The organism is Adhaeribacter aquaticus DSM 16391 (genome assembly GCF_000473365.1).
GTDB lineage: Bacteria > Bacteroidota > Bacteroidia > Cytophagales > Hymenobacteraceae > Adhaeribacter > Adhaeribacter aquaticus.
Window position 1 is genome coordinate 3302992 of record NZ_KI421517.1, and the last position, 15216, is coordinate 3318207.

At 41.5% G+C, this 15216-nt stretch carries 12 protein-coding genes; 5 read left to right on the forward strand and 7 right to left on the reverse strand.

From position 1 onward, the window contains the following. Positions 1-14 precede the first annotated feature (14 nt). Both ADHAQ_RS0116850 and ADHAQ_RS0116855 read right to left on the reverse strand, forming a co-directional pair. Entirely contained in the window at positions 15-1715 is a 1701-nt protein-coding gene (locus ADHAQ_RS0116850; protein WP_026463929.1) for a GMC oxidoreductase, read from the reverse strand. Between the two features lie 93 nt (positions 1716-1808). Continuing rightward, positions 1809-2390, reverse strand: a complete 582-nt coding sequence (locus tag ADHAQ_RS0116855; RefSeq protein ID WP_026463930.1) for a gluconate 2-dehydrogenase subunit 3 family protein — start codon at positions 2388-2390, stop codon at positions 1809-1811. Positions 2391-2765: 375 nt separating this feature from the next. Here ADHAQ_RS0116855 and ADHAQ_RS0116860 point away from each other — a divergent pair, with 375 nt between their 5' ends. Continuing rightward, a complete protein-coding gene (locus ADHAQ_RS0116860) occupies positions 2766-3275 on the forward strand; it encodes a hypothetical protein (protein ID WP_026463931.1) in 510 nt (169 codons plus the stop codon). A 138-nt stretch (positions 3276-3413) separates the two neighbouring features. On the opposite strand, the gene ADHAQ_RS0116865 is transcribed toward ADHAQ_RS0116860, so the two are convergent. Further along, positions 3414-4133, reverse strand: coding sequence for a LytR/AlgR family response regulator transcription factor (locus tag ADHAQ_RS0116865; protein ID WP_245590629.1), 720 nt, complete (start codon positions 4131-4133; stop codon positions 3414-3416). 2 nt (positions 4134-4135) lie between these two features. Continuing rightward, positions 4136-5179: a sensor histidine kinase gene (locus tag ADHAQ_RS0116870; RefSeq protein ID WP_026463933.1), complete on the reverse strand. Its 1044-nt coding sequence runs from the start codon at positions 5177-5179 to the stop codon at positions 4136-4138. A 350-nt stretch (positions 5180-5529) separates the two neighbouring features. On the opposite strand from ADHAQ_RS0116870, the gene ADHAQ_RS26090 reads away from it, so the two are divergent. The 3 genes from ADHAQ_RS26090 (at position 5530) to ADHAQ_RS0116885 (ending at position 9534) form a co-directional block, all read left to right on the forward strand. Further along, on the forward strand, positions 5530-8205 hold the full coding sequence (locus ADHAQ_RS26090; protein ID WP_071781128.1) for a TonB-dependent receptor: 2676 nt from the start codon (positions 5530-5532) through the stop codon (positions 8203-8205). A 127-nt stretch (positions 8206-8332) separates the two neighbouring features. Next, positions 8333-8989: a YceI family protein gene (locus tag ADHAQ_RS0116880; protein WP_026463934.1), complete on the forward strand. Its 657-nt coding sequence runs from the start codon at positions 8333-8335 to the stop codon at positions 8987-8989. A gap of 83 nt (positions 8990-9072) precedes the next feature. Then, positions 9073-9534 carry a heme-binding domain-containing protein gene (locus tag ADHAQ_RS0116885; RefSeq protein ID WP_026463935.1) on the forward strand — a complete coding sequence of 154 codons (462 nt, stop codon included), beginning with the start codon at positions 9073-9075 and terminating at the stop codon, positions 9532-9534. A gap of 182 nt (positions 9535-9716) precedes the next feature. On the opposite strand, the gene ADHAQ_RS0116890 is transcribed toward ADHAQ_RS0116885, so the two are convergent. Continuing rightward, positions 9717-10502 carry an SGNH/GDSL hydrolase family protein gene (locus tag ADHAQ_RS0116890; protein WP_084523883.1) on the reverse strand — a complete coding sequence of 262 codons (786 nt, stop codon included), beginning with the start codon at positions 10500-10502 and terminating at the stop codon, positions 9717-9719. A 173-nt stretch (positions 10503-10675) separates the two neighbouring features. Then, positions 10676-11878 carry a hypothetical protein gene (locus ADHAQ_RS0116895; RefSeq protein ID WP_026463937.1) on the reverse strand — a complete coding sequence of 401 codons (1203 nt, stop codon included), beginning with the start codon at positions 11876-11878 and terminating at the stop codon, positions 10676-10678. A 124-nt stretch (positions 11879-12002) separates the two neighbouring features. Between ADHAQ_RS0116895 and ADHAQ_RS0116900 the strand changes: the two genes are divergently transcribed. Then, positions 12003-13940, forward strand: a complete 1938-nt coding sequence (locus ADHAQ_RS0116900) for a DUF5060 domain-containing protein (RefSeq protein ID WP_051359992.1) — start codon at positions 12003-12005, stop codon at positions 13938-13940. A gap of 136 nt (positions 13941-14076) precedes the next feature. Here the strand turns inward: ADHAQ_RS0116900 and asnA are convergent, their stop codons facing one another. Then, entirely contained in the window at positions 14077-15117 is a 1041-nt protein-coding gene (gene asnA / locus ADHAQ_RS0116905; RefSeq protein WP_026463939.1) for an aspartate--ammonia ligase, read from the reverse strand. Positions 15118-15216: the final 99 nt, after the last annotated feature.

Here is a 15216-nt window from a genome sequence, read left to right on the forward strand (position 1 = left end):
TTGATGATCTAATTTTAGATAATGTTTCCCTTCTTCATCTCTTTTACTGCATAATCAGCCGCGCGAGCCGTAAGAGCCATATAAGTAAGGGACGGATTTACACAGCTGGCCGAAGTCATACAGGCGCCATCTGTTACAAAAACATTCGGCACGGCATGCATTTGGTTAAAGCCATTCAGAACAGACGTTTTCGGATCCCGACCCATACGGGCAGTACCCATTTCGTGGATAGCCATACCCGGATAAGAACCGTTATCGTAAGCTTTAACATTTTTACAACCAGCGGCTTCCAGCATTTCGGCTGCATCATTGGCCATGTCCTTCCGCATCTTCATTTCGTTTTCTTTAAACTCAGCATCGAACAGTAAAGTAGGTTGCCCCAATTTATCTTTTACGGCAGTATTAAGGGTTACTTTATTTTCGTAGTAAGGTAAACACTCACCAAAGCCGCCCAAGCCCATTTTCCAGGCGCCTGGCTTGGTTAAAGCTTCTTTAAAATTTGGTCCAAAACCCATTTCGGCTACACCCCGCTCCCAACTATCGCGGCTGGCTCTGCCCTGGTAACCAAAACCGCGGATGTAATCACGTTTATCGTTGCCAATATTGCGGTAGCGCGGAATGTAAATACCATTCGGCCGACGACCAAAAAACGTTTTATCTTCCATACCCGGAAATTCACCACTGGCACCGGTACGGAAGTGGTGATCCATCAGGTTATGGCCTAACTGCATGCTATCGTTACCCAAGCCATTCGGGAACCGGCTTGATATAGAGTTTAATAAAACAAAGGTAGTACCTAATGTGGAGCCGTTAATGAAAAGAATACGGGCATAATACTCTGTCATTTCCCCGGTCTTGGTATCAATAACTCTTACGCCGGTAGCCCGTTGCTTTTGTTCATCGTAAATAACCGAGTTTACTGCCGAATCCGGACGTAAAGTTAAGTTGCCGGTAGCCTGAGCGGCCGGCAGGGTAGAAGCCTGAGTACTGAAATAGCCGCCAAACGGACAACCCCGGTTACACATATTCCGGAATTGGCAATTGCCGCGTCCATTATGCGGTTTAGTTAGGTTGGCTACCCGGCCCATGGTCATGCGGCGGTTCGGAAATTTAGCTTCAATACCTTTTTTTATTTCTTTTTCCACGCAGTTCATTTCCATGGGTGGCAAAAACTGGCCATCCGGCAATTGCGGAAGGTTTTCTGCCTGACCACTAATGCCCGCAAATTTCTCTACGTAATCGTACCAGGGAGCAATGTCTTTGTAGCGGATCGGCCAATCAACGGCAATACCATCTTTAACATTAGCCTCAAAATCCATGTCGCTCAGGCGGTACGATTGCCGACCCCACATAATGGATTTACCACCAACAATATCACCGCGGAACCAATCGAATCGTTTCTTCTCTGAATACGGATTTTCCTGGTCGTTTATCCAGAAATTCTCCGTCATTTCGTTGTATGGATAATCGCGTTTTAAGTAAGGGTGCGATTCGCTTTGGGCATGAGTAATTCTGCCCCGATGCGAAAACTCCCAGGGATGTTTTAAAGCTGTTTTATAATCTTTAACGTGTTCTATATTTTTACCACGCTCCAGCATTAATACTTTTAAACCTTTTTCGGTTAGTTCTTTTGCGGCCCAACCACCGCTTACGCCCGAGCCAACCACAATGGCATCATAGGTGTTTTTTTCTTTTGCTTTTCCGTTTATAAACATGATTGAAATCTAGTTTGCAGGCTGGTGTGTTTAAAAAGGGAGGGGAAACTCAAATCCTAAAAACCAGCAAGGATATTTGTAGTACCAGAATAATTAAAGCGCCCAGCCCTTGGCACCTGGTTTGCCAGGTACAATGGTCATGTTACCGTCGTATCTGCCCGGAATATGAACATAATCCAGGGCCTGAGTAGCACCAATTTCTGAAGTGAAATAACCCAATAAAGTTAGCTCTTTCATGGTGCGGAAGAAATGCGTGCCGGCTGTATTGCGCTGAGCTATGCTTTCGGCTTCAGCTTTTTTAAGCAATTCTATTTGCTGTTCCTGGGAACAGGCTAAAAATCCTTTGGCATAAGTAGATTTTGCTGTGTTATCGAATTTATCTAAACCAGCTAAAAAGTATTGCTGATCTTTCTCAGAATAACAATCTGCAACCATCAGGTTTATAAACTCAGGCACTTTAGCCGCCTTAGCCCCAGGGGTAGAAGTAGTAGGAATGATAAGTTCGGCTATTTCACCAATCATCCGTTTCTGGTTGTCGGAAATGGCTACTTGTACCCCGGCAGAATTGCCTAGTATTTTTTTTCGGCTACCATACAGCAAACCACCTAAGGCCGGAGTAGATAAGGCTCCACCCATTAAGGCAGTAACTGTTAAGATGGCTTCTCTTCGCTTCATTCGATTTAATTAAAATGGTGTTTAGTATTGGCAAATTAATAATTATAAGGGAAAATACCGTGCCAATCCTGAAGTATTTTCAAAATAAAAGGAAAATGAAAGCCAATAATTAATAGTTGGCTTGCTGTTCAAAATTTTGAAATAATATAAATTTGGGAAACTCTGATAATGTGCTTTTTACCAAGTTGTTAATTATTGATTGTTGTCTTTGCTTCTTCTTTTTACAGAATAAATCTTTTTGTTTTTCTGCGTATATCTCAAACTCGAGCTGGTATATATTGCCTGTTGCCTAAGTATTGGCTGATTACTAATAGGATTTTAGTAGTTTAATAAAGTTTAGAAAACTGTTTTGGTAAATTATAATAGGTTAAAAATATGAAGGGTAAATTAATTACAGGATTATTTCTAGTGATAACCATAGTTGCATTTGGGCAGCAGCATACAAAATTAGATGAACGGTACGGTTTTAAGGAAGCCAAATTAGAGGCTGATATTAGTTCTTTTGCTCAATTGGATATGGTAGAGGACCAGGGCAATATTAAAGTTTACGAGAAAATTGGGGATGATTTGAAAATAGATGAAGTAGCGCTTCAGACAATCTGGTATTTCTTCTACAAGAATAAGTTAAGCTCTATTTTGATCAAAACAAAAGGACCTACTACTAACAAAAAAATGTTGGCTTACCTGAACAAGGAATATGGTAAAGGAAAACCAGTCGGTAAATTAGGAACTACTTATGCCTGGTCAGGTAAAAAAACAAATTTATCTTACCAAGAAAATAAAGAGACAGGTGAAGCTACCGTTATTCTTTTTAGTAAACCCTTACAGGAGGAAGCGAAACGGGAGAAAAAAACTGCTGGCCTGATGAAAACAAACCCACAATAGTTTTAAATGCTTCTTTTTATAGCTGCAAAACAAAGGTAAAAAGTTCTATTTTTCCTAATAAAGGCATGGTATTCTTTATCTGACGTCACCCGCAATACCTTACCATCCAAAAACCATTAAAGCATTACCGCCGAAAGTTTACTCCGGATGAATTTGGTTCCGATCAATAAATTCTTTAAATAATTTCCGGTACGAATCACTAATTGGTATATAGTTGCTTCCAATCTGCACCTTATCTTTATGAATAGCTTCTATGCCTTCCAACGCTACTATATACGAATGATGCACCCGGATAAATTTTTCCGGGGGCAGTTGATTTTCCAAGTTCTTTAATCGTTGTAAGGTAACAATACGTTGCTGCCGGGTATGGATAGCCACATAATCCTTAAGCCCTTCTACATATAAGATGTCATTCCATCTAATTTTTACCAGTTTAGTGCCATCCTTTACAAACACAAATGGTTGCTGATTTTCTGCAGGAGAAGCCGAAAGGATAGGTTGCGCAACAGTATGACGCTGGTTAGCTTTATCTACGGCTTTCAGAAAGCGTTCCAGCGTTATGGGTTTCAGCAGGTAATCAACTACATCCAGTTCATAGCCTTCCAGAGCATATTCAGAATAAGCAGTAGTTAAAATTACAAGTGGCTTTTTTTGCAGAATCTTGAGTAACGTAATGCCCGTTATTTCCGGCATCTGGATGTCCAGAAACAATAAATCGATGGGTTGATTTTGCAGGATATCAATGGCGCTTAAGGGATTGGCGCAGGCATCTATTAAAGTCAGGAAGGGTACTTTTTTAACATAATCTACTAAAAGATTCCGGGCTAGAGGTTCATCTTCAACAACTAAGCAATTCATATTTATGCCAAAGTAAGGTTAAGTTGCACAAAAAAACGATCAGGTAAATCCTCTATTTTTAGGGTATATTGGTTTGGATAACTTAATTCCAGGCGCCGTTGCACGTTTTGTAAGCCAATGCCTGATTTGTTGCCGGCAACTAAATTGGTAGCGGTAACTTTACTGTTTTCTACGGTATAGCAGCATTCCTTGCCCTTTAAATCAATAGAAATATTTACCCAGCAACCTGCCTGATTGTTGCTTACCCCATGTTTAAAAGCATTCTCCAGGAAAGTTATAAAAATCAGAGGCACAATAAAAAACTGATCAGGGTTACCTGTCACCTCAAAATGTATCGGAATTTGGTTGTTCAGGCGAAGCCGTTCCAGGCTGATGTAGTTTTCCATGTATTCTATTTCCTTACTTAGCTGCACCTTTGGGTAATTGGAATCATAAATCATATACCGCATCATTTGCGAGAGTTTGGCAATAACCTCGGTGGTATTGGGCGATTGGGTATAGGCCAGGTAATATAAATTATTGAGGGTATTAAACAGGAAATGCGGGTTAATCTGGGCTTTTAAAAAGTTTAGTTCGGCATATAATTTCTCATTTTCTATTTCTTTTTTCTTTGCTTCAAATTCAAACCAATCTTTGGCAAAGCGCAGCATCCCAACAAAAATGGCTATAAACAACGTAATGAAAATTACTTGCACCGTAAACAGCGGCGAATAAAAAAACCATTCCTGACGACTTAAACCATCTACTAAATACCGTTGCAGATAAATCCGGGCAGTAACCAGAAAAGCAAACGGCACCAGAAACTCTACAAAATAACGCCACAGATTTTTACTTTCCAGAAACCGCGGTAACAGGATGGCATAATTTAAATAGGCTATCGAAACATTAAATAACAGCTGGATACTAATATATTCCAGGCCCTGTGTCCAATCGATACCGCGCCCATGACGAAACTGGCTTAATTGGTAAAGCGAAAAAGAAATATAAACACACCAAAAGGAAAGATGTAGTAATAGTACTCTTCTCTGATTTATAAAAGACTGCATAAGCTCCTTTAGGAGTAGTTGTTTAGAAGTACAGATTTAAAGGTAATAGATAAACATAAATTAACCCGCCATAAACCCAAGTTTTATACCCTTTGGAGTTTTCACTCGACAAAACAGCTTTTTTCATGGTTTATCAGAAGAATCAGGAAAAGGACCGGATTGTCGAATATTCATCCGGATTGGTCTAGTAGTAAAAATTGTTTAATCAAAAAGCTATTTATTTGCTGTATAATTAACTATTAAAGATCTATTGATTAATAATAGTTTAAGAGCGGTCAAATTAGCAGGGGAGATAAGCTTATATAATATAAAAGACCTCAGGTCTTAAACAGCATTGCAATAATAATTTTATGAAAAAGTCTTTATTAATTTTTCCTTTTGCCTGCTTAACCTGGTTTGCCCAGGCCCAAACACCTGCCGGCGGATCTTCACCAATTACTAATGCAGCCAGTACAGCGCCTAAAGGTAACGGCAGTATTTCTGGAACTATTTTAGATGCTGCTAATCAGCAACCTGTAGCCTATGCTACGGTTACCTTATTAGATCCAACTTCCGGTAAAGTTCTGGATGGCGCTTTGTGTGATGATGCCGGTAAATTTAAAATCGTGAAAGTAGGTCCGGGTACTTACCGGGTAGCTGTTTCTTTTGTTGGTTACGAAACCCGTAACATTGATAATGTACGGGTAGCAGATAGGAACTCAGATGTAAATTTGGGGGCTATCAAAGTCAATGGTAGTGCACAGGTATTAAAAGAAGTAACAATTGAAGGGCAACGGGCCTTAATTGAAGAGAAAGTAGACCGGACTGTATATAATGCCGAAAACGATATTTCTAACCGGGGCGGTGATGCTACGGATGTGTTACGTAAAGTGCCTATGTTATCGGTTGATATGGATGGAAATGTTTCCATTAGAGGCAGTCAGAATTTAACTGTTCTGATAAACAACCGCCCTTCTACTATTACGGCAGGTAGCATTGCAGATGCACTGAAACAAATTCCAGCTGACATGATTAAGTCGGTGGAAGTAATTACTTCTCCGTCGGCCCGGTACGATGCGGAAGGTTCTGGTGGCATTATAAACATTGTAACTAAAAAGAATACTTTACGGGGCGGTACCTTAAACCTGGATACCGGTGCTGGCTTACGGGGTTCTAATTTAGGCATGCGGGGAAGCTACCGGACTGGTAAAATGGGCTTTTCTTTAGGCGGTTTTGGCCGATCTAATTACAATACACCGGGTAGTTTTGAAATGACTCAGATTACACCCAATGGCCGAACCTTTCAAACCGCAGATACCCGGAATAACAATATATTTGGCCGGTATAGTTTTGGCTGGGATTATGATATAAACAAAAAGAATTTTTTAAGTGCCGGGGTAAATTACGGGATTCGGAACGGAAGAACCCTACAGGATGACTTATCCATTACCCGTTATCAGGGCGATGATATAACCGGGAAATCGGTACAGAACATCCGAAACAAAGACAACTCCGGTACGATAGATGTGAACCTGGATTATACCCACACCTTTGACAAACCACAAAGGGAATTAAGTGTATTAACCCAGTTTAGCCGCAATAACCGCAACAGCGATTATTTAAATTACATGACATTTAATAGTCAGACGGTACCAAACCATACCCGGAACGATAATAAAAGCTTTAACCAGGAAAATACTGTCCGGATAGATTACCAAACACCAATTGGTAAAAATCAATTAATAGAAGTGGGCGGTAAAGAAATTATCCGGAATGTAACCAGTAACTACACCACTTTAATTGCTACCGGAAATGGCCCTTTTGTGGTGGATGATAAAAGAAGCGCCAGCAACAGCTTTACTTATAATCAGAATATAATGGCCGGATACTTAGCTTATACCTTAACTACTAAAAACAATTACAGCATTAAAGCAGGTAGCCGTTACGAGTATACATCCATTAATGCCAACTTCAGAAGTTCTGACCAGGGAACCATTGCCATCCCGTCTTATGGGGTGCTGGTGCCAAGTGTAAATGTTTCTAAAAAATTAAAGGCTGGCAATTCGGTAAAACTGGCGTATAATCGCCGGATTCAGCGACCATCTTTGCAATACCTGAACCCGAACCGGCAGTTTTTTAATACAACGCAGTTTACAGAAGGTAATCCTAACCTGAGTCCGGAATATACCAACAACGTGGAGCTTGGTTATAATACCTACATCAAGAGTGCAGCCATTTATTTTACAGCGTTTGCTCGTAATACTAATAATTCCATACAAAGTATCAGGCAACCATTGGCCGGCGATACCATCCGGACTACCTTTGATAATATTGGTTTAGAAAATGCTTATGGTTTTAGCGTATTTGGTAGCCTGGATTTATCTAACAAGTTGCGGATAAACGGAGGTACTGATGTATATTATGCTGTTTTAAACAATAACAATCCAAGTTCTGATTTAAATGCGCATAATGAAGGTTGGGTGCCAAGTGCCCGTTTAATGGGTAACTATAACCTGGGTCAGGGCTGGGGATTACAAGGGTTTGGGTTTTACCGGGGCCGTCAGATCTTGCTGCAAGGGTTTCAGGGAGGATTCGGGATGTATAGTTTAAACATTAAAAAAGACCTTAAGAATAAAAAAGGCAGCGTAGGTATTGGGGCTGAAAACTTCTTTAATACTTCTATTAAAATAAGAAGCGAAATAACTTCACCAACCCTGAGCCAAATAAGCGTTAATGAGCGAACCAATCTGAATTTTAGAGTAAACTTTAGTTACAGCATTGGCAAAATGAGCATGGATGCGCCACGGAGAAGAAACAAAAAATCTGTGGGTAACGATGATTTGAAGCAAGAAGGTGATAATGGCGGTGGCATGGAAGGCGGACAGCCACAAGGTGGTGGTGCCCCGGCACAAGCTGCTCCTGGTGGTGCGCCAGCTCCTCGTCCAGGTGGTGCTGCTCCTGCGCCACAAGGTCCGGGAGCTCGACCTGGGGCTGGTGCTCCTGGTGCACGACCAGCCGGCGGTGGAGGCGGTTCTTGGGGACGTTAATCCTATTAAATTTCCTTTAAATAAAATTTAAGATTTATTTAATTAGAATTTGTTTATAATCAACACTATATTAGTTGTTTATTGTTGTTGTACCAGAATAATTAAAGGCCTTTAAAACCATCATCCCATGAAAACAATCCGATTAACCTTAAGTGCTATTGCTTTAGTGCTTGTCCTGATTAATCCTTCTGTAGGAGAAACAACGCATCCGGCGGGTAAAAAAACCGAAAATAAAGCGGCTGGTACTATTTTACCGGTAAATACATCGGCCAGTGTCATTAACTGGAATGCTAAGAAAGTAGGGGGGGAGCACAATGGCACCTTAAAGATTGCCAGTGGTTCTTTACTGGTAAAAGGGAATAAGCTTGCTGGGGGCGATTTTATTATGGAAATGACTACCATTTCGGACAATGATGGTTCTGCCAAATTAATGGGTCATTTAAAATCAGAAGATTTCTTCTCTGTTGAAAAAAATCCGAACTCAACTTTTAAGATTACAAAAGCTACACCTATAGCCGGAGCAAAAGCAGGCGAGGTTAATTATAATATTACCGGCGATTTAACAATCAAGGGAACCACGCATCCTATTTCCTTTCCGGCAACTGTTAAAATAAATGGGAATGCGGCCGAAGCTACGGCTAAGGTTGTAGTAGATCGTCTGAAATATGATATAAAATACCGGGCGGCTATTATTGGAACAGCTGCCGATAAAATCATTGAAGATACATTTTCATTGGATGTAAAGTTGGTAGCTGGTACTAATAAAATGGCTTCTGCTAAATAAAAAAGAGTAAAATTTAAAAAAAGCCGCTGCCCTTGGGGTAGCGGCTTTTTTTTGTATATTATCCAAAAAAATAAAGGTAAACTATGAAAAAAAAGATCTTGATTGCACTCCTCTTCATTTTTGTAGCTATTCAATTTATTCGTCCGGCCCAAAATAAAGGTCAGGCCGAAACACCGCAGGATGTAACGCATTTTGTGAATGTACCTGCGGATGTCATGCATATACTAAAAACGTCTTGTTATGATTGTCATTCCAATAATACCCGCTATCCCTGGTATGCGCATGTAAATCCGGTGGGCCTTTGGCTGCAAAACCACATAGAGGAAGGAAAGGATGAATTAAATTTCTCTGATTTTGCCCAGTACGACAAAAAGAAAATGGATCATAAACTGGAAGAGGTAGAAGAAATGGTACAAGACGGTCATATGCCGCTGCCGGCTTACCTGTCCATGCACACCGATGCTAAACTTTCTGAAGACCAGAAAAATGTTTTAATCAATTGGGTGAAAACAGAAAGGCAAAAGTTAGGCGTTACTGCCGAATAATTTGCTTTCCAAGGCCGGAGGGCTTTTCTATGCCCGGAGACTGGGTTGGTAACGCAAATCCGGGCAGTAACTAGCACCAGAATTCTTTTTGGTTATTTATAATTTACCTTCTTTCAGGAAGGCCCATGTTTATTTTGTTATGAGGCGCTAAAAATATTCATCTAACCTGATTCAAAATTAAATTAAACTACCTTTTTAAACAGGGGTAGTTTTTTGCTTACTTGCTTTAGCCACTCCTGAACAATGAGCTCGTGGCCAGCTACTGTTGGATGAATACCATCCCATACCCAATAATCAGCAGATGCACGTGGAGCGGCGACGTCAAACACTTTTTGCAGGGGAACAAAAATCGTCTGGTATTCCTTTGCTAAACTTCGTACCACCGCCTGTTTTTGCTGCATTTCGTTTTGCCAGGCCTGCCAGTTAGCTTTAACTCTTCCTACCGGAGAAATAAAAGGCTCACATAATACTAGCACACAATCTGCATTCTGGCTTTTTACCTGATCAAGTAAATTTCGGTAGCCAGCTTCGTATCTTTTAGTAGCTTCGTCATCCTTTAGTTTAATAGCCCGTTCGGTATCATTCACGCCAACTAAAAGACTTAATACATCTGGTTTTAACGCTAAGGTATCTTGTTGCCAGCGCGCCTCCAAATCCGAAATGGTATTGCCACTTATACCCCGGTTATAAAAAGCTAAAGCCTTATCCGGAAACATAGCGCCGGCCCGGCTGGCAATACTAAAGGCGTATCCATGTCCCATAATATGATTAGGATCGGTATTTCTGCCCCGATTGCCATCAGTAATAGAATCACCCTGAAACAAGATTGTTAAGTGGTCCTGTTTATTTGAAAAAGCCGGGAGGAAGGTAGTGGGTTTAAAGGCTACGGTTGGCGCTACCACAGCCGTTAAGCTAGCCAGGGTAGCGCATTTTAGAAATTTCCGACGGTTATTAAGATTCGCTGACATCAGGCTTTAAGCAAAGGGCGTACGTAGATAATTTCAATTTTAAACTATAACTTTTGTTTGGGACTGGAGGCTGATAATACGAAACAAACTTATTGATTCAGCTAGCTTCTTCCTTGTCGGCTAATGATATATCAATTTCTGTGTTAAGAGAACTGGTTCTGACTGATCTGTTTTTATTTTTTAACATTGAAATGCAGCTTTGGTCCCATTTGTCCTGCCTGGTGTTCTGAAGCATAGAATGAAGCCGTGATGGCCCCTAGTGGACGAATAAGTAGGCCTTTGGTCGTGCCATTCAGTAAGCGCTGCATAACAGGTTGGGAAATGGTAATAAAGTTTTTGTTCCCGGGTGTTTTGTCCAGCTCTATGTCATAAATCATTTGGGTATTAAAGAGGTCGGCATAAGGCTTTCCCCGCATAAAATTGTTGTAGTTTACTTTATTCTGGTCCCAATCGGCTGGCCCGCCAAAAATTTCAATTACCCGCACCCGCGGAAACTCTTCTCCAAGCTGCTGGCCATATACATCAAAATAATTTCCGCCGGTAGCCACGGCTTGCGTAGTAAGTTCCAATAAACCTGCTCCTTCGGCTTTAGCATTTTTATATTGCTCCAGATCCAGCCGTAAAATGGCCCACTGATTTGCTGTCACGGTCAGTACCTGGGCATCGCCTTCTTTTTCCCGTACCTGCCAGTCCTTCAGGTTAAGCTCCGGGTATTCAGAATTTATTAAAGCATCCTGTTTAACCTCCAGATGTTGGGAAAAGGTGGTAAGGGCCGGAATGGGAGGATGATACAGAATTTGGATGCCTTTATCCGGGCCTGCTTTTCTAACATTAATAATATCGGCTTTAATGTAATCAACATCTACCTGATACTTGTCATAACCAAAATCTGTAACGTTAAATTGAATGAACAAGGAGTCTCCCGGCACCGCGTCTAAGTTTTTGGTGGTCATACTGATCACATGCCAGTTATTATCCGGCAATTCAAACTCCATTAAATCATGATGAAAGTCTGTTGTGCGCTGGGTGTTAACCATAAAGTTTACCCGGTGGGGGGCATTATAAATGCGCACCCGGGCCTCTACCCGTAATTCCGTGTCGGGCCCCTTTAGTTTATTTAAATTGAGGAAAGGTGCTACATTTCGTTTGGTGATAGCATACCAGATGTTAAGCGGATCTTTGGTAGCATCTACTAAAATAGAGGCATAACCACCTTCCTGCTGCACAAAGTTCATGGTGGCAGTGCCGTCACCGGTAAAAGCAGACCAACCTTTTAAAGTCTTTTTATCAAAATTATCTATAAACTGGGCTTGACACACCTTTGTAACCAGGAGAAACAAAAAACAAATTTTAAAAGCTTTCTTTATTATTTGCATACTTACTACAGATTAGAATGTGATCGGAAAAATAGGAATAATTTGATTCTTATAATCTTTTTCCTTTCAACATTTTATACATTTACAATCCATAAACTTTTCAAATCCATTATAACTGTTTTTAATGAATATCAAAAGCTTACTCCACCACGCACTTGCCCTCCTGATTATTTGGTCAATCAGTTTGCAGGCTATTGCTTTTCAAAATTCTACTTCTGCCAACCCGCATGTTTGGGAAATGCAGGAAATAGTTCTGAAAGCAGATAAAACTTATTCTAATTATTATAAGGATGTCACCGTATGGGTAGATTTAAAAGGCCCTGAATTCTCGAAGCGAGTTTATGGCTTTTGGGATGGTAATAATATTTTCAAGGTGCGGGTGGTAGCAACCCGGCCGGGCCAATGGCAATGGACCAGTGGCTCTAACCAAAGTACAGATGCCGGATTAACCAACAAGACCGGCCAGTTTACGGCCATAGAATGGACAGAACAAGAGAAACAAGAAAACCCTAACCGCCGCGGTTTTGTGCGGGCTACGCCTAATGGCCATGCCTTACAATATGCCGATGGTAGTCCGTTTTTTATGGTAGGCGATACCTGGTTGGCTGGTACGACCTGGCGCCTGCCTTTCCGGAACGCCGCTACCACTAATGGCTACCAACCAAGTCCCGGTATTGGTTTTGAAGATGCCGTTAATTACCGGAAAAATCAGGGGTTTAACTCCGTAAGTATGATTGCCGCTTTTCCTAATTGGGAATCTGATCTGAACCCCAGCACCTATAAGGATGAAAACGGTGTTTTTGTCCGCAATGCCTGGGAAAAATTTGGTTATGACGTGGCTGCCGGTCAGGGAACTGATGCTTCGGGTGGTCTGAGTTATTGGGGTACTTATACGTCTAAGAACATGCGCGACGAGTTAGGTAACTTACCTTTCGCTATGTCGGAGAAGCATAAAGGTGTTTCAGATTTTGACCGGATAAACCCGGCTTATTTTCAAAGCCTGGATAAAAAAATGCAGTACATGGCGGAGCAGGGGTTTGTGCCTTTGCTGGAAACCATTCGTCGGGATGCGGGGCCATCCTGGAAGGCTTATTTCGAATTTAACGAAAGCTATGCCCGCTATGTACAATATCTGATTTCCCGGTATGGTGCCAATAATTTTTTATTCAGTGGCATTCACCTCGACTGGATTCCCAAAGACTTTAGCTTAACGGCACAGGAATTTAATGAAGCCCTGACTTACCATCTGAAAAAGTACGGACCGGCACCTTTTGGCCAAATAACCACCGCCCTGATCGATCACTCTACTTTCACTACGTTTGGGCACGGAAATAAGGTGCCGTGGCTTAATATGCACAGCGTTGGTAACAAACCACGCGACCATGGCTTTTATGGTCCGATGGATACCCTCTTCAACCTGAAACCGGCCTATCCGGCTATTAACTTTGAACCTTATTATACGGGGTGGAAACACGAAATAAATAAGCCGGGCGGCGAAACACCTCCACCTAATTCTGATCGGGATAATTACTTTGCCCGGGCACAAATGTATGGTTCTGTTCTTTCCGGTGGTTTAGCCGGGCATGTGCACGGCACCGCAGCTTACGATGTCACCTCTACCGGAGAACCGGCCGGCGCCCGGCCCCAGATTTGGGATGCCCTGAAATACGAATCTGGCAACCAGATGCAGCACCTGAAAACATTTATACTTTCCGAAGGCAACCGTTACCAGCAACTGCGCCCTTACCACCAGCACCTCCATCCGCAAAAAGCTAAAGGTAGCTCGATCCGTGGGTTAGATGGCTGGTCCCTGATGATGATTAATCCGGAGAAAGATTTTGGGTTGATCTATTTAGAAAATAAAGCCGAATTACCGACTCTAAGCGGATTGAAAAATAATACTACTTATTCTTTCCAGTGGTTTAATACCAGAACCGGGGAGTGGCAAGCTGCTCAAACTATTAAATCGGACCGGAAAGGAACTATGACCTTACCTAACTTCCCGGACGGTTCAAATTTATCAGCAACTGATTGGGCTGCAAAAATAAAGGCGAACCGATAAGCGGGCCTTTGTACCAAAAGGTAAAAAAAGAGCTGCATTTGGTTACCAAATGCAGCTCTTTTTTTTACGCTAAAATAATTAGGTCCAAGGAAATTTATTTCAATTTACTGAGCTAGCATGAATTTCTTAAGCTAAATCAGAATAAAGGAATATTATTTTTTTCGCAGACTTCTATAACAGATTCAGGCCAGATACTGGATTGAACCTCCCCAATATGGGCTTTTCGCAGAAAAAACATACATAACCTCGATTGGCCAATGCCACCGCCTATGGTTTGGGGTAATTCGCCGTTAAGCAGCATTTGGTGCCACATTAATTTTGCCCGGTCTTCGGAGTTAGCTATGGCTAATTGTTTCAGGAGCGCTGGTGCATCAACCCGGATACCCATGGATGAAAGCTCAAAAGAACGCTGTAATACATTATTCCAAACAACTATGTCGCCATTAAGTCCTTTATAGTTACCTTCAGAGGGGGTGGTCCAGTCGTCATAATCAGGCGCTCGGCCATCGTGTTTTTCCCCGTTTGCCAAAGCGCCGCCAATGCCTATTACAAAAATGGCCCCGAATTCCTTAGCTGCCCGGTCCTCTTTTTCTTTAGAATTTAAACCGGGGTACTGGTCTTGCAGATCCTGGGCTTGAATAAAAGTTATGTTATCGGGTAGTTGCGGCACCAGTTCAGGATATTCTTCATAAAGCAGATACTCTGTTCTTTTCATCACCGAGTAAATTTTGCGCACTACCCGCTTTAAAAATTTCAGGTTTCTTTCTTCGGGGGTAATTACCCGTTCCCAATCCCACTGATCAACGTACAAAGAGTGAATATTATCTAAATCTTCGTCTGGCCGAATGGCATTCATATCAGTATATAAGCCAAACCCTTCCGTTATCTGCAACTTCTTTAAATTCCACCGTTTCCATTTGGCAAGTGAATGTACAATCTCGGCCCGGGTTTCCTGCATACATTTTATTGGAAAACTAACCGGACGTTCCGTTCCATTCAAATCATCGTTGATGCCGGTACCTTTCAGAACAAAAAGCGGTGCGGTGACCCGTCTTAAACGTAATTCAGCAGAAAGTTGATTCTCGAATAAATCCTTTGTAAGCTTTATGGCTTTCTCAGTACGAGTGGTATTTAAAACGGGCTTGTAATTAGGTGGAATAAATAACTGGTTACTCATGAAATGTTTTAAGTAGTTAAATCAAGTATAATTTATTGCAATCAGGTAAAAGCCAGTTTTTGCAACTCACAAAATAAGAGATTTTTTATTATGATTATT